The 14,973-nt window shown below is 46.5% G+C and carries 14 protein-coding genes; 7 read left to right on the plus strand and 7 right to left on the minus strand.

Annotation, left to right across the window (positions count from 1 at the left end; translation table 11 throughout):
* Positions 1 to 93 precede the first annotated feature (93 nt).
* Positions 94 to 489: a helix-turn-helix domain-containing protein gene (locus D0C36_RS16610; RefSeq protein WP_117392795.1), complete on the minus strand. Its 396-nt coding sequence runs from the start codon at positions 487 to 489 to the stop codon at positions 94 to 96.
* Positions 490 to 668: 179 nt separating this feature from the next.
* On the opposite strand from D0C36_RS16610, the gene D0C36_RS16615 reads away from it, so the two are divergent.
* The 3 genes from D0C36_RS16615 (at position 669) to D0C36_RS16625 (ending at position 6,114) form a co-directional block, all read left to right on the plus strand.
* A complete protein-coding gene (locus D0C36_RS16615) occupies positions 669 to 2,066 on the plus strand; it encodes a helix-turn-helix domain-containing protein (RefSeq protein WP_158557136.1) in 1,398 nt (465 codons plus the stop codon).
* A 132-nt stretch (positions 2,067 to 2,198) separates the two neighbouring features.
* Positions 2,199 to 4,256, plus strand: coding sequence for a hypothetical protein (locus D0C36_RS16620; RefSeq protein ID WP_117392797.1), 2,058 nt, complete (start codon positions 2,199 to 2,201; stop codon positions 4,254 to 4,256).
* 7 nt (positions 4,257 to 4,263) lie between these two features.
* Complete coding sequence (locus tag D0C36_RS16625) at positions 4,264 to 6,114, plus strand: DUF2961 domain-containing protein (RefSeq protein ID WP_158557137.1); 1,851 nt, start codon at positions 4,264 to 4,266, stop codon at positions 6,112 to 6,114.
* On the opposite strand, the gene D0C36_RS16630 is transcribed toward D0C36_RS16625, so the two are convergent.
* Genes D0C36_RS16630 through D0C36_RS16640 form a run of 3 tightly spaced genes read right to left on the minus strand, consistent with a single transcriptional unit; the run spans position 6,102 to position 8,456 of the window.
* The gene (locus D0C36_RS16630) at positions 6,102 to 6,620 is read right to left on the minus strand and encodes a hypothetical protein (protein WP_117392799.1); all 519 of its coding nucleotides are present in this window, start codon (positions 6,618 to 6,620) and stop codon (positions 6,102 to 6,104) included. The two genes, D0C36_RS16625 and D0C36_RS16630, sit on opposite strands and share 13 nt — an antisense overlap.
* Positions 6,621 to 6,660: 40 nt before the next feature.
* Positions 6,661 to 7,164, minus strand: a complete 504-nt coding sequence (locus D0C36_RS16635; protein ID WP_117392800.1) for a hypothetical protein — start codon at positions 7,162 to 7,164, stop codon at positions 6,661 to 6,663.
* Positions 7,161 to 8,456 (minus strand): alkaline phosphatase family protein, encoded by a 1,296-nt coding sequence (locus tag D0C36_RS16640; RefSeq protein WP_117392801.1) that lies wholly within the window; start codon positions 8,454 to 8,456, stop codon positions 7,161 to 7,163. The genes D0C36_RS16635 and D0C36_RS16640 overlap by 4 nt, the downstream gene beginning before the upstream one ends.
* 132 nt (positions 8,457 to 8,588) lie before the next feature.
* Between D0C36_RS16640 and D0C36_RS16645 the strand changes: the two genes are divergently transcribed.
* Positions 8,589 to 9,047, plus strand: coding sequence for a hypothetical protein (locus D0C36_RS16645; RefSeq protein ID WP_117392802.1), 459 nt, complete (start codon positions 8,589 to 8,591; stop codon positions 9,045 to 9,047).
* Position 9,048: 1 nt separating this feature from the next.
* Here the strand turns inward: D0C36_RS16645 and D0C36_RS16650 are convergent, their stop codons facing one another.
* Complete coding sequence (locus D0C36_RS16650) at positions 9,049 to 9,810, minus strand: MBL fold metallo-hydrolase (RefSeq protein WP_117392803.1); 762 nt, start codon at positions 9,808 to 9,810, stop codon at positions 9,049 to 9,051.
* The gene (locus D0C36_RS16655) at positions 9,807 to 10,079 is read right to left on the minus strand and encodes a hypothetical protein (protein WP_117392804.1); all 273 of its coding nucleotides are present in this window, start codon (positions 10,077 to 10,079) and stop codon (positions 9,807 to 9,809) included. The genes D0C36_RS16650 and D0C36_RS16655 overlap by 4 nt, the downstream gene beginning before the upstream one ends.
* A gap of 150 nt (positions 10,080 to 10,229) precedes the next feature.
* Between D0C36_RS16655 and D0C36_RS16660 the strand changes: the two genes are divergently transcribed.
* Positions 10,230 to 11,363, plus strand: coding sequence for an acyltransferase family protein (locus D0C36_RS16660; RefSeq protein ID WP_117392805.1), 1,134 nt, complete (start codon positions 10,230 to 10,232; stop codon positions 11,361 to 11,363).
* Between the two features lie 351 nt (positions 11,364 to 11,714).
* Here D0C36_RS16660 and D0C36_RS16665 read toward each other — a convergent pair whose 3' ends face one another.
* Entirely contained in the window at positions 11,715 to 13,469 is a 1,755-nt protein-coding gene (locus tag D0C36_RS16665) for a lysophospholipid acyltransferase family protein (protein ID WP_117392806.1), read from the minus strand.
* 69 nt (positions 13,470 to 13,538) lie between these two features.
* Here D0C36_RS16665 and D0C36_RS16670 point away from each other — a divergent pair, with 69 nt between their 5' ends.
* Together D0C36_RS16670 and D0C36_RS16675 are read left to right on the plus strand one after the other, a co-directional pair.
* Positions 13,539 to 14,366, plus strand: a complete 828-nt coding sequence (locus tag D0C36_RS16670; RefSeq protein WP_117392807.1) for a helix-hairpin-helix domain-containing protein — start codon at positions 13,539 to 13,541, stop codon at positions 14,364 to 14,366.
* Entirely contained in the window at positions 14,363 to 14,890 is a 528-nt protein-coding gene (locus D0C36_RS16675; RefSeq protein WP_117392808.1) for an adenine phosphoribosyltransferase, read from the plus strand. Before D0C36_RS16670 ends, D0C36_RS16675 begins: the two co-directional genes overlap by 4 nt.
* Positions 14,891 to 14,973: the final 83 nt, after the last annotated feature.

Genomic DNA, 14,973 nt, shown 5'->3' on the forward strand with positions numbered 1-14,973 from the left:
TTTTTCTTTGGTTACTTTCTTTTTAGCGGAAAAAAAGAAAGTAACATCCACTGACGACTCATATTACTCATTGCCATTCCTAACGAAGAGCTACTATCCTGCCAATTCAAACCCAGCCGCTATCCTCTCTTTATACTCCTTGGGTGTAACCCCTTCAAAGCGTTTAAAGAATTTGGTAAAGTTGGATGGATCAAAAGTGAGTTTAAAGGCAATTTCTTTTACGGGGATATTTTGTTCCAGCATGCCTTTGGCAATGGCCATCAGCTTATCCTCAAAATACCAGCAGGGCGATTTGCCGGTAAGCTGTTTAATGGTATTGGTTAAATGCGTGGGATGGATGTGCAGTATCTCTGCCAGGTCGCGTATCTCGAACATATCGCTGCGGCGCTCACTCAAAACATCGTCGAGGTGCTTGTCCAGCTCGCGCAGGAACTCGGCAAAGATCTCGTGCCTGCGGCTGAATATTTTCTTTGGGATGGGAGTGGGCATAGTGTACGCGGACAGCTTTTTAAACAAATTACGTAATTAAGATACAAATAAAAGTCATGTAAAGCTAAGATTGTTTGCTGTTTCGCCACCTGCAGCAGGATGCATTTGTGCCTCGCATTGAGTATATTAATGCGCTGAGGTATTCTATGCGTTTAAAGTCTCTATTTATTTTTCTGCTAATGACGGTGGCCTTCAAAGCCGCTGCATATAAGATAATTGCGCCCGAGCCATTCAGCATTGCGGCTAAAAACTACATTAAGCTGCAGGTGTTGGCTGATAAACATGATGCCGCGCCCGATTCCGTGGTATTTGAGGTATTATACAATTCAGGCAATGTGCTGCGGCGGCGGTCAGACGCTTCGTTATCGATGGTGATCACCCTTAATGATTTTAATGATGGCATATTCTACGTAAAAGCCAAAGTTTACCATGGTGGCAAATGCGAGGTGCTTAGTAGCAAATACGATGAATCGGGCGTGCCGGTATTGTTAGACCGGCACAGCGCCTATAACGAAACCACATTTAGTTCATCCTTTGGGAAAACCAAACCGCGGCGATACACTTATACTGCCAATAATAACCGTTTAAACTTTACCAGCCGTTGGGACAGCGATTCGCTTTATTTTGATTTTGATATAAAAGATGCTAACCTCAACTATGTGCAGCCTGGCTATATCAGTCTGTTCCAAACCAAAAGCTATCTGCGTACACTGTGGGATTCGGATTGCATTGAGATTGGCCTTGATATGAACCACGACCGCTCCGAGTGGAAACACGAGGATGATTATGAATTACTAATTGATGTAGCCGGCAAATACATAGGCAACCGGTGGGATGCGCAAAAGAACTTTTTTACCAATTGGGGCAAGCAAACCCGCGTAAAAGTAACACCCCGAGGCACGTTGAATAATAATGAGGATACCGATGAGGGCTACAGCATCTCGGTAGCCATCCCCTGGGCCGAACTGAATTATAAACCCCATCCCAACCAAACCATCGGCTTTGATATACAGCTGTACGATAAGGACGCCAAGCTCGACGAGGCCTTCCGCACCAGCCTAAGCGGCACCAACCCCGAATCGAACGATAATACCAGCGAGTGGACAAACCTCATCCTTTATAAGGAAAGTAATAATGCCCGGATGTATTGGCTCATTCTTGCTGTAGTGTCGGGTGTTAGTTTGATAGTTTATCGAAGGAAAAGAAATAATAAGCTTGCCGGGGCTACGGCTCAAACGCCAACCGTCGAACCTAAATACAGCGAGATCACCCGCAAGGCCATGGCGTTTATTCAGCAGCACTACCATGATCCCGAATTATCGCGGCAGCAAATTGCAGCGCAGGTTTTTATTACGGAGAAGTACCTTAGCTCGTTATTTAACAAAGAAACCGGCATGCATTTGATCTATTACATCAACAAATGCCGGGTAGATAAAGCGGTTGAGCTGTTGCAAAGCACGCGCCTCTCGGTCTCCGAAATTGCCTTTAAAGTAGGCTATAGCTCGTTGCAGAATTTTAACAAAAACTTTAAAGCCGTAACTTCTAAAGCGCCCTCTGCTTATCGCAACAGCATTTGAAACGACTTTTGTTGTAATACTAAAGTCGTTTTTTGGTGGCTTTGCGACTTTTGTTGCATAGCCTTTAGCCCATCCCCGGTTTACATTTAGCCTAAGCAGATCACCCTAAATCTGCAGCTATATAAACCAATTATGAAACCTTTTTACCTGCGTACACTGGCCGCACTGTGCAGCCTGCAAATTGTTACCGGGGGCTTACAAGCCCAACAACTCATTAATCAACGGCAAATTACCCTGCTTGAGCAGGCCAAACGCCCCCAGGACCCATGGCCCCGCGGCGATGGCCATATCCTGATAGCCGAACCAGGTAGCCCACTGGCGCAAAAAGGCTATGAAGAGCCCGGCGGCAGCTTTAGCCCCGGCCCGGGTAGTTTTGGTGTATCTATTTGGGTGTATGATAAAAATAAGAAGCTTATTGCGACCAGTGATGATATCGCCATGGATAAAATTAAACAGGCTTATGTATATAAAAATAACAACAGCATCCCATCGGTAGAAACGGTTACGCCTTATTATACCTGCAGTTGGACCTACCTTGAGGCCGGTCGGTGGGAGTTTAGTTTTAAGAATAACGGCCAGCAGGATTATCAGTACAGTGTAGTAACCCGTAGTGTTGGCCCGGCGGGCGGGCCACTTACCACCGCCACCTGGGAAGGCGACCGCTTGCTCATCAACCACCGCTATATTATCACCCTCACCGGCGATCCTAAAAGCGTTACCGTGGGCAACGAAGCTGCCGGCGAATTGCAGAAAGACATCCCCGAGCAAACCACTATGTACAACGGCGATGGCTGGGCCTTTGCAAGGTTAAACATGGGTAACACACCTTTTGGCTTAAAGATAAACGATACCAAGCCGCAGTTTAACAGTCCGCTGCCATACAGCCGCACCATACAGCAGTTTGGCATGCAGTTGCCCGATAAGGCTTTTGAGCGCTCGCTGCAGGCGCAGGTAAGTAACCTGATGATGGGTTACATAGGCAGGCAAACGGGCCCTGGTGAACCGGTCAACTATCCCCTTGCCTGGGAACGTGATGGCGCTTATTCATTGGTAGCCATGGCCAAAAGCGGCCATCTGGAAACCGCACGTGAGCTCTCCCGCTACTTTGCCGAGAACGACTTCTTCGGCGGCTTTGGTGCCGAGGGCGATGCGCCGGGCTCGGCGATAAATGCGTTAACCGAGGTGGCTTATCTCATTAATGATCCGGCGTACTACCAATACGTGTGGCCACACATTAAGCGTAAACTGAAACTGATAGACGAGATGCGTAATGCCAAAACCGAGATCTATAAAGATTTTATTGGCCCGCTAGCACCGCATATTGAGCATGATGTTAAACGCAGGCAACTGATAGCCCGCCCATTCAGCGAGGGGCTCATCGTAGGTACCATGGATAACCATTTCCCGGTGCTGTATATCAACGCTATATCATACCGCGGACTGGTGCAGGCATCGCGCCTGGCTGCCAAGTTTGGTGAAACCGCCCTGGCCGATTCATGCCTGAAGAAAGCCGCAGAAGTTAAAGCCGCCTGGACGGAAGGTTTCGGTAAGCAGAAATATGAGAACGAGCGAAATTTTATGATCAGCGTGTGGCCGTCATGGATCACCAATAAGGGCAATGAACTGTTCCGCAAAAAGATAGAGGAGAAGCATGCCGCCGAGTGGGGCACAGGTGACTCACCAAAAGATCGCCCGCTGTGGACATATTTCTCCGCTGCCGAAGCACACCAATGGCTCTTTCTTGACCGTACCGACCGCGTATGGCAAACCCTGCACTATTTCTGGAATAACCAGTGTTCACCCGGCTTATATACCTATTGGGAAGGCGATGGAGAAGAAAATACCTTTCGGCAGTGGGAGAACTACCGCGGCTGGCTCAAACCCAAATACATTACCCCGCATTACTGGACGGCATCAGAAATGCTGCTGCTGCAATTGGATATGCTGGTTTACGTAAACGAGGCCAAAGGCGATGATTTTGAATTTGTAATTGGCGCAGGCGTACCGGCAAGCTGGTTAAAAGAGAGCATGAGCATCAAAAATTTCCATACCAAGGCGGGCAACATCAGTTGGGAATATAAAAAGAACGTGCTGAACGTAACGGTGCAGGGTGCCCCAAAACGTTACGCCGTGAGGCCGGGCATCGCGTTCATTAATGCCAAAACCAAAGTAAATGTTACCTATAAATAAGGCGGTCATGAGAAATATCAAACAACTAATAGCAGCAATATTGCTTGTATGCTGTATACATCAGGCATCGGCGCAGCACCAAAAAAGGGGCTTGGCCTTTGCCCAAACCTTTGCGGATCTGCCTTATTACAAAACTGGCACCCAAACCTACCAATACTCCAGCACTGATCCGGCCGAAGATCAGTTTAAGGATTTTGGCCACTGGCTGTACACCCAGAAGGATAGCGGTGCCGTGCTTGCCGATATAAAAGGGCCGGGGACTATCTACAGGATTTGGTCGACAGGAAACATAGGCGATACCAACCGAATTAAAATATATATTGATGGCGAGAAGGTGCCGCGCATTAATCAAACCTTTAATGCTTTTCACAATAAAAAGCCGTTGCGCGATAAGCCTCAGGTAGGCTCAGGTGCGGGAGATAATTACCTGGCCTGGTGGAGCTACATGCCCATATCGTTCCGTAAATCGATCAAAATAGTGCGCGAGGGCAACTTTAGGCCATTCTATAATATAGGTTACCATACCTATACCACGCTTGAGGGGGCAATCTCGTGGACAGGGAAAGAAGATTACCGCGCTATGGAGAAAATGTGGAACAATCCGCAGGATGATCCTAAACCTGCAGCGGGCAACATCAGCAAAACACAGAAACTTGACCTGGCGGGCGGTAACTCGGCAGACATATTTAAATACAACGGCGCGGGGTACATCGCATCCATAAAAATTAAAAATTATTCTCCTGATAAAGGCCTGCGCATAAAAATGTACTGGGACGGTCGCGATAAACCTTATGTAGATGCGCCGCTTAAATGGTTCTTCGGTTCGGTTGATAATGGCGGCGACTTGAAAGCTTTGGGCGTGGGTACAACAGATAACAATGGCTACTGCTATTTCCCTATGCCATTTTGGAAAGCTGCCCGTATTGAGCTGGTGAACCAAACCGGAGAGGTGATGAAGGATATTGAGGTAGAAGTGCAGTACAACACTAAAGCCTATCCGCAGGCGCAATGTGGCTATTTCTGCGCTTATGCCAACGAGGTGGATAAACCCGGCAAAAGCTACACCTGTTTAAAAACAGAGGGCCGCGGCCATGTTATAGGTATGGCAAAGCGCATGCCCAAAGGTGGCCATGCCTGCGAGGGCGATGAGGTGTATTATATAGATAACCGTAAGTTTCCGGATATATGGGGCACCGGCGAGGAAGATTATGCCAACAATGCATGGTGGAAGAACAAGTACAACAGCTACCCAACCCACGGCTGCGTAGGTAACGATTGCTATTACCGCATGCACTACCCCGATGTAATTGCCTACGAGCAGGCTTTTGATATGGAGTTTGAAAGCTGGGAGAATTTCTATATCGCCAGCCTGGTATGGTATTACGAGGGGGCCAAACCTTCGCTTAAACAAACAGATGAACTAAACATCGGCAACAAAGTATCCGAACAAAAACACCTGTACAAAATTGCCGGCCAAACCTGGCAGGGTAGCACCACAGGCGCTTATCCCGGTAAACGTATACATGATATTACAGAAACCCATACCGGTAAATCATTCGATAAAAGCAGTATTTTCAGGGTAGCGATTGACAAGAAGAACAAGGGTGTAAGGTTACGAGTACTTACCACGCATACCAACCGGCAGGGGGTAAGGGTTTGGGTTGATGGTAAACCGGTTACAGAGCGCCCATGGGTTATTGTTAAAAATAACTACGATGCCATTTGGATTGATACCGATTTTGAGATCCCTGCCGCTTACACTAAAGGCAAAAGCAAGCTGAATATTAAACTGGAACACCTGCCCGGCTACAAAAACTGGACGGAGTACAGTTACAAAGCCTTCAGCTACTGCGACTGATCGGGGAAGAAGGAAGGCTGCGTTGGCGGCGGTATTTTCATGGCCGGGTCTGTTTGGGGCAACAAGCGCTGCAATACGTTTGCCGGCATGTTGCCCACATCCATAAACGTCCAGCTTTTGCCGTTATCTTCAGATATACCCAGTAAGTATGAGTGGCTGATGTATCGCCCGTTTATCATGCGCATTACCACGGTTTCGGGAAAAAGCACATGGATCTGGTTACCTGCGGTATAGAATGGCCCGGGCGAGTTTACCCAGCCGTCAAACTTCATTACGCCGCGGCCTTTTAGTTCGGCAATGCGCTCGGTTATCATTTTCTCCATGGCTTCGCGCCCGCCGGAGAGTTTGATCAGCGCCGGATAGCTGAAATCTAAAACGGTTTTGGCATCACCATTAAAAGTAGCTTTGGCAAAGCGGTTGGCCAGGCGTTTTACAACGGCGGTATCCTGCGCGCGGGCAACAACGGAAAAGAAAATTATAGCACAAAGGCAGCAGAGCCTCATCATTAAGTAACGTTTTTTTTGATGATTTGACGCTTCAGTATTGTTAAAGTTTAACCGGTTTTTGCGGCTTAGGTATTACCAGGCTATGATTAAAGTTTGGGAATAACTGGTCAACTGCGTTTATTGAGCCGTTGTTAAGATCAAGGAAGGTCCAGCTTTTGCCTTGGTCGCTGCTTACGGCCAGCAGGTTGCTGTTACCCTGGAAACGGCCTTCTTTCATTTTCATGATAATGGTTTCGGGTACAAGGCAATGGATCTCTTTGCCCGCTTTGTAAAATTTGCCCGGCGTGCCTATAGATACTTTTTCAAAAGCAAAACCCTGCTGTTTCATTTGCGATAAACCTGTTGATATCATCTGCAGCATTTTTGTTTTGCCACCGGCAAGCTCAACGGCTTTTGGATAAGTATTAGCAACCACGGTTTGGTAATCGCCTGTTAACAGGGCATTAGCTACGATCTGTGCATGTTTTTTTACCACATCCGGGTTTTGTGCCGATGCCGCAAAAGGCAGTACAAGCAGCAGGAAAATTCTCAGCGAAAGCTTCATTTACGTTTTTTGGTTTGTTTGATAAGCACTTCACGGGCCAGGTCATTGGTTCCGTCAATTTTATCGGTATGGGTAATACCCAAAATCTCGCTTACGAGGTTAAATACCGATACATTTTGGAAAGGTACAATATTTAAGTGTTTTTTAAAGGCTGGTCCCCATGCGTAAAACGTTGCGTGCATATCTTTCACCGCAGCAGGGTCATAACCATGCCAGCCGGGATTAATATTCTTTTTGGTTTTCCACAGGTTAAACACTTTCGGGAAATGCGGTATCAGCAGGATGTCGCCAATGCGGTCGTGCCAGTCGTCGGCAGCGCCGTAATGCATGTGGGCGGGCATGTTGGTTTTAAGATAAACATCGTAATCCTTAGCTTCTTTCTTTAAGGCATCATAGGTAGCATTTACATCGCCTTTGTTTTTTGCATAAAGCTCAACCAGGATACCATCGCCCGAGATAACATATTTTGAGGTGTCGATAGCTGCAGGTATGCTTAGCGGATTCTCGTTATCAACCCTGGCCATGCCGTGGTCTGATACGAAAACAAAGTTCACATCTTTTAATCCCGTAGTTTTAACAGCCTTTTGCAGCTCGTTAACCGCCGAGTCTACAAAATGCACCTCATGCTCTACCTCAGGCGATTCCGGGCCAAATTTATGCGCGGCATGGTCCACCTGCGGGAAATAGAATGTAATAAAATGCGGGCGTTCTTCGGCAGGCATGTTCAGCCAATCAACCACGGCCTGTATGCGGTTATGGATGTCGATACGCTCATTATAAGCATAATAATAGGTGGGGCGCACGCCTTGTATGGCCGCTTCTGAAGCTACCCAGTAAAAACTGGCTGATAGCATTTTTTGCTGCTCGGCACGTACCCAAAGCGGTGCACCGCCGTACCAGGTACCATCGGCAACTTTATCTTTATTGCCCATGGCATAACGGTCATTACGCTTGCGATCATAAAATGTGTTGTTAACCAGGCCCGAGTGTGATGGGTACAAACCGCTCACAATGGCGTAGTGGTTAGGGAACGTCACCGACGGGAACGATGGGATCATAGATGATGCGGCTACACCTTCATCGGCAAGGCGCAGCAAGTTATCTGCATGGTATTTTTTGGCGAAATCATAACGGAAACCATCGGCAGATATCAATATCACATAAGGTTTCTTTTGCTGCGCAGTGCTGTTTTTGCGGCCGGGGGTAACTTTTTGTACGGTATCAACAACAGATTGTGCGGAACAATTTAAAAACGCCAGCAGGGCCAGCAGGAATAAGCTATACTTTTTCATTGTAAAGGGCTAATGGTACAAAATTACACAGCGCAGGTTAAGATAATGTAACCTAACGTAATTGTTGCAGGTTTATGCGTAACAGTGTTATTACGGCTAAAGTTTAAACGCATAAATGATGTATCTTAGAATATGCGCCCTGGCTACACCCTGATGTTGATACTATTTGTGCTGATACTTGCTGCCTGCAGTAAGCATCAACCACAGGTGTACACCAGCAATTGCTTTACCGATGTAATGTATAAAAAGGTTAGCTACAAAAATTTTATGGATAGCCTGAGATTTTACGATGGTAAGTTTGTTGAGGTAGGGGGTACCTATAAACAAGGCAAGCAACTATCTGCCCTGGTAAACGACAGCACTTTTACTGAGCATGACCCCAAACATGCTATCTGGATAAACTTCTCGCCCGATTGCCCTTTGTACGCACCTAAAACCCACACGGGCTTTTTTGAGATGCACAATGGTGAATACCAGAATTTCAATAACACCCAAATGGTTATACGTGGGCGGTTGCAGGTACATAAGCCCGATGCCAAGAATCCTTACCCGGCTATTTTGAATGACATTATTTATTTGAAGCTGCAGTAGATCAGATCTCGATCTTGAGGCCATCATAAGCCAGCTCAATACCCTCCGGAAGTTGCGGGTTTACATCGGCATATTTACCCAAACGATGGCTGATATGGGTAAAATAGGTTCTCTCGGCACCAATATCCTGCGCAAAGGCAATGGCCTCATCTAAAGTAAAGTGCGAGATATGGGTTTCTTTCTGCAGGGCGTTGATCACCAGTATTTTGCTGCCGCGGATCTTCTCTTTCTCTTCATCCGTTACCGTTTTTGCATCCGTGATGTAGGTAAAATCCTTTATCCTGAAACCCAGTACAGGCAATTTATAGTGCATCACCTCGATAGGGGTAAAGTGTACGCTGCCAATATCAAAAGGTTCCAGATCTATGGTGTGCATATCCACCTGCGGGATGCCGGGGTATTTAAAAGAATCGAAGATGTACGAGAATTCGCGCCTTAAACCCTGTTGCACGCGTTCGGTAGCATAAATATCAATGGCAGCCTGCTGCTTATAGTTAAACGCGCGGATATCATCCATGCCTGCCACATGATCTTTATGCTCATGTGTGAAAACAATGGCATCCAGTTTCATTACATGCTCGCGTAGCATCTGGTATCTGAAATCGGGCCCGGAATCAATTACGATGGTCTTGTCCTCGGCTTCTATCAAAATAGAAGTGCGCAGGCGTTTATCGTGCTTATCTGTTGATAAGCATACGTCGCAAGTGCAGGCAATAACGGGTACGCCCTGCGAGGTTCCGGTTCCTAAGAAAGTGATGGTCACAGCTGCAGTTGGGTTTGTTTTAACTGGTGTAAAAATGCAGCCTGTTTTTCATCAAGCAGGTTATAATCTATCTCAACCGTGCGGGCCAGCTCGGCCACGGCGGCAATTTTGCTTTCCAGATTGGCAAACTTATTTACCATCACCACCTTGCTATTTTGCAGTAGGCAAGCGCCGGTTTTAAAATTGCCTTTCTCATACCTCACCTTGTAGCCGCTGCTTTTCAGCAGTAGCTCCAATTTCTCGAGCGTATGGTTGGTCATGGTGAGCATCTTTCAAAAATAATAACATTTGGTTACAGATAGGGTTTAAAATACTTTTTAAAATAATTTATAAAGTATTTGCTTGCACGAAATTTTAATTCATATATTGGGGTTATCAATTTATTATTTCCTGATTTTTAAATTATTGCACCCACCAATATGAGCCAAAAACCCGAAAGGTTCCTTTCGCTGGACGTTTTCCGCGGAATGACCATCTGTTTCATGATCATTGTTAACACACCCGGCAGTGGGGCAGCACCCTTTTCGCCTTTGGAGCACGCCGCCTGGTTCGGGTTTACACCTACCGACCTGGTGTTCCCGTCGTTCCTATTTGCCGTGGGCAATGCCATGAGCTTTACCATGAAAAAGTTTGATACCCTGAGCACCGGCCAGGTTTTATACCGCATACTAAAGCGCGGGCTGCTCATCTTTTTCATAGGGTTTATTATGTATTGGTTCCCGTTTGTTGATCATGCTAAAGATGGCTGGGTGTTGCGCCCTATAAGTGGTACACGTGTAATGGGCGTGCTGCAGCGCATTGGCCTTTGCTATATTTTTGCATCGCTTATAATTTATTTTGTGAAGAACCGCACCTGGGTATTTATCATCAGCGGCTTTTTGTTGGTAGGTTACTGGCTGCTGCTGTTGGCTTACGGTGATACTGCTGCACCTTACGGCATGCTCACTAACGCAGGTACTTACCTTGATAAATATGTTTTAGGCGACCTGCACCTGTACCACGGCGAAGGCACTGCTTTTGATCCTGAAGGTATCCTGAGTACGTTGCCCGCCATAGTTAACGTAATTGTAGGTTACTATGCAGGTAAATTTATACAAGAAAAAGGCAAAGGCTACGAGACCATTGCCCGCTTAACGCTGATGGGCGCACTGTTCATCTTCCTGGCGCTGTTCTGGGGTATGGTATTCCCGATTGGCAAAAAGCTTTGGACAAGTCCGTTTACGCTGCTAACAACCGGTTTGGATATGGTGATCATCTCTGCATTGATATATATTGTAGAGGTACGCAACAACAACGCAGGCAACTGGACATCATTCTTCACCACCGTAGGTAAAAACCCGCTGGCTATCTATATCCTATCGGAGATACTGGTTATTGCCTTCTGGATGATCCCGATGGGCAACACTAATTTCTACGGATGGATAAACAATGTGTTTTACCAGAAAATAGCCCCCGGCGCTATCGGCTCATTGCTGTTTGCTATTAGCTATATGCTGGTTTGCTGGTGCGTAGGTAAGGTGTTGGATAAGAATAAGGTTTATATAAGGGTGTAGGCTGTCCTGTTCATACCACCATGTTATTTCGAACGAGCAACAGCGAGGAGAAATCATGCTATTAGTGCTGAGCCCCGCTTGTTTTATCTAACAAGATTTCTCGTCGCCCCTACGCACAGGCCCCCTGCTGCTCGCTCGAAATGACAGGGTTTTTAAATAAACTCACCAACATGTCATTGCGAGCGATAGCGCGGCAATCTCATAGGACAAGATCACTAACCTGCCTATGAGATTGCCACGTGGCTGCCGCTCCTCGCAATGACATATTTAATAAAAGAAAAGGCGATGCAGATACATCGCCTTTTCTTATCAGCGGGCGACGCAAAGTATGGCGTCTCCCAATAAATCATGTTACAGGTTCTTACCCAACTTCTCCAGCATATCCTGCGGTACTTTTTGCAGGTCTAATACCAGGAATCCGTCAAGGCAATCGGCAAACTTAGGGTCGATGTTGAAGCTGATGATCTTGGCATTGAGGCCAATGTACTGGCGAAGCAGCACAGGGATCTTCATGCTGTGGGTCTCCACTTCAGATATCAGTGCATCCAGGCCTTTGAACGAGTCGCCGGCGGCAAGCAGGGCATCAGTATCAATGTTCTCAAAATCAACCTTAAATTTCTTACGGGGCTTAACCAACTGCGCCATATCGTGGTCAAAGTGGTTACGGTTAATGTAATCTACAATAAGTGATTTGCTGAAAGTTGAGAAACTATTGCTGATGCTCACTGGGCCAAGCAAATAGCGATAGCGTGGGTTGTCAATCACGTATTTTAAAATACCTTTCCACAACAGGAACAATGGCAAGGGCTTCATCTGGTACTCCTTACGGATCCATGAGCGGCCAAGCTCAAGGCTTTTCTTCAGTACTGGGGTAAATTGTTCTTTTAGCTTAAACAACTCGTTAATGTAGAAGCCTTTTTTACCTACGCTGTAGAAGATCTCATCGCCGAGGCCAATGCGGTAGGCACCTACAATGGCTTTACCTTCGGTATCCCAGATGAACAGGTGGTGATAATAAATATCGTACTCATCCAGGTCGGTTTCTTTGTTGGTGCCCTCGCCAACCTCGCGGAACGTGATTTCACGCAATCGGCCTATCTCGCGAATAATGCAAGGTATCTCTGAGGTAGGGGTGATGAATACTTCGTAGTTTTTCTCTACCCAAACGCGGTAATTCTCGCGCAGCGGTTCCACCTCTTTCTCCAGTTTATCGGCAGCTGTCTCAGGCACAATGGCTTCTGGAAGTTTCTTTATCTTGAACAGGTTACGCGGGTTAAAGATCTTTTTCTCCTCATCTAAACCGGCACCTAAGGCGTAGGTTTTGGCGCGCAGGTAGTTGAGTATCTTACCGCTGTTGTTGTTATCCGGTATGTCATTAAACTTTATGGGCTTGCCAATACGCAGCTTAATGGTGTGCCCCTGCTTATTGAACAACTCTGATGGCAGTTTGGCCGTACGCAGGGTAGGGTGTATCATGCTCAGCAGGTTAAACAGCAAGCCGTTGTTGCCATGGAAATAGATAGGTACAACCGGCACTTTTGCCTTAGCGATGATCTTGCCCACAACCGGATGCCACAGGCGGTCGGTAACTTCGCGTTTTTCAACTTTAAAGGTCGATACCTCGCCGGCAGGGAAAATACCTATCGGCGTGCCGTTGTTAAGCAACTCCAGTGTGGTTTTTAACCCGCTGATGCTTGATGAATGCTCAACATTCTCAAAGGGGTTTACTGCCACAAAGTATTCGGCCAGGTTGGGGATCTTCTTTAATATAAAGTTGGCCATCAGCTTCGCATCGGGCCTTGCCATGGTAAGCATTTTTAACAGTACCATGCCCTCAATACCGCCGTAGGGGTGGTTGGCTATGGCGATAAAGGCGCCGTCTTTAGGCAGGTGTTTCAGTTCGCTTTCGTCAAAATCAACGGTAATGCCGCAGCCTTCTAAAATGGCGTCCACAAATTCGGGGCCTTGTTTGGGCTGGGCCTGGGCAAACAGGTCGTTCACCTGGTTTATCTTCATCACTTCCATCAACAGCGCTGCAAGCCCGGGCATTTTAAGCTTATCCAGTTTGGTGGCTTTGGCAAACTCTTCGGTGGTTATTATTTTCATTTGTATCGTGTAACGCTTAAAAACGTATTAAAATTACTAATTTAACGCCTCAATAGCCTTATCTCAAGCATGAAAAAACAGCTAAAAGAACATTTTTCCATCACCAAAAAAGAGTGGAATGGTTTAGTTGTTCTGCTGCTGGTGATAGCGCTGGTTTTAGCAGCGCCATACGTTTATCAAAGGCTACACAAAGATACTACAATAAATGAGAAGGCTTTTGCTGCCGCTGTAGCGCAATTGGAAAAAGCTAATCCTCAGCCTGAAACAACAATCACCACAGGTGCTTTATTTAAATTTGATCCCAATAAGGCTTCCGATGCTGACTGGCAAAAGCTGGGCCTCACAGCTAAACAGGCACAGATCATTAAAAACTATACAGCTAAAGGCGGCCGTTTCCGCAAAGCGGATGACCTGCAAAAGATCTACGGACTAACCAAGGTGGATTATGCCCGACTGGCCCCGTTCATCATTATCGATAAAAATAAAACAGAACCGGCAAAGGTTATTGAATTGAACAGCGCCGATTCTGCACAACTTACTAAGATAGAAGGTATTGGCCCCGCGTTTGCTAAACGTATTATCTATTACCGTGAGCGTTTGGGCGGCTTTGTGAATAAAGAACAGCTGAAAGAAGTATTTGGGTTGGATTACGTAAAATATGCGGAGATAAAAGAGCAGGTGAGGGTGGATGCCAGGCGTATCCGTAAGATAGATATCAATACCATCACCTTTGATCAACTTCGCCTAATGCCGTACCTTAATTACAAGCAGGTGAATGCCATTATTGAATACCGTAAAGAGCATGGTAATTACGCCGGTATGGATGATTTAGCAAATATTGCCATAATAGATGCCCAAATTTTGCGTAAAATTGAACCCTATTTAGTTTTCAAATGATAGAGCAGCAAATTAAGGACGCCATCCGCGATATTCACGATTTTCCAAAGCCGGGCATCATCTTTAAAGACATCACCCCGATACTTAAGGATCCCGAGCTATGCCACAACATTACCGAGGCTTTTATGGAGCAGGTGAAGGAAATGAAGATCGACGCTATTGCCGGTGTTGAAAGTCGTGGGTTTTTGTTTGGGCTGACGTTGGCAACGCGCTTAGGCATCCCGTTTATACCGGTACGCAAGGCGGGTAAATTACCTTATACCGTAAACCAAAAGATCTACGAACTGGAGTACGGCACCGCAACTATCGAGATCCACACCGATGCCTTCAACCCCGGCGACCGTATCCTGATCCATGATGACCTGCTGGCTACAGGCGGCACCGTTACCGCCACCAGCGAATTGATCAAAGACATGGGCGGCGAAGTAGCCGGTTTCAGCTTTGTAGTAGGCCTGAGCTTTTTGAATGGCCGCGAAAAAATTGAACCTATTAATGATAACATCATTATACTGGCAGATTATTGAGCGCGTAAATAAGCCTCTCCCCAAAGAAGAAGGACTTCAAATTTACCTTCTTTTCGCGTAGCGAAGAGAGGGTCGACGAGCGA

The organism is Mucilaginibacter conchicola, assembly GCF_003432115.1.
Taxonomy (GTDB): Bacteria; Bacteroidota; Bacteroidia; order Sphingobacteriales; family Sphingobacteriaceae; genus Mucilaginibacter; species Mucilaginibacter conchicola.

What these genes read in the sequence shown, in the direction of transcription:
- D0C36_RS16635 (WP_117392800.1), bottom strand. Translation starts at nt 7,164, where the DNA reads ATGAAGCTTTCGCTGAGAATTTTCCTGCTGCTTGTACTGCCTTTTGCG.
- D0C36_RS16620 (WP_117392797.1), top strand. Translation starts at nt 2,199, where the DNA reads ATGAAACCTTTTTACCTGCGTACACTGGCCGCACTGTGCAGCCTGCAA.
- D0C36_RS16630 (WP_117392799.1), bottom strand. Translation starts at nt 6,620, where the DNA reads ATGATGAGGCTCTGCTGCCTTTGTGCTATAATTTTCTTTTCCGTTGTT.
- D0C36_RS16645 (WP_117392802.1), top strand. Translation starts at nt 8,589, where the DNA reads ATGCGCCCTGGCTACACCCTGATGTTGATACTATTTGTGCTGATACTT.
- D0C36_RS16625 (WP_158557137.1), top strand. Translation starts at nt 4,264, where the DNA reads ATGAGAAATATCAAACAACTAATAGCAGCAATATTGCTTGTATGCTGT.
- D0C36_RS16610 (WP_117392795.1), bottom strand. Translation starts at nt 489, where the DNA reads ATGCCCACTCCCATCCCAAAGAAAATATTCAGCCGCAGGCACGAGATC.
- D0C36_RS16665 (WP_117392806.1), bottom strand. Translation starts at nt 13,469, where the DNA reads ATGAAAATAATAACCACCGAAGAGTTTGCCAAAGCCACCAAACTGGAT.
- D0C36_RS16640 (WP_117392801.1), bottom strand. Translation starts at nt 8,456, where the DNA reads ATGAAAAAGTATAGCTTATTCCTGCTGGCCCTGCTGGCGTTTTTAAAT.
- D0C36_RS16660 (WP_117392805.1), top strand. Translation starts at nt 10,230, where the DNA reads ATGAGCCAAAAACCCGAAAGGTTCCTTTCGCTGGACGTTTTCCGCGGA.
- D0C36_RS16615 (WP_158557136.1), top strand. Translation starts at nt 669, where the DNA reads ATGACGGTGGCCTTCAAAGCCGCTGCATATAAGATAATTGCGCCCGAG.
- D0C36_RS16670 (WP_117392807.1), top strand. Translation starts at nt 13,539, where the DNA reads ATGAAAAAACAGCTAAAAGAACATTTTTCCATCACCAAAAAAGAGTGG.
- D0C36_RS16655 (WP_117392804.1), bottom strand. Translation starts at nt 10,079, where the DNA reads ATGCTCACCATGACCAACCATACGCTCGAGAAATTGGAGCTACTGCTG.
- D0C36_RS16675 (WP_117392808.1), top strand. Translation starts at nt 14,363, where the DNA reads ATGATAGAGCAGCAAATTAAGGACGCCATCCGCGATATTCACGATTTT.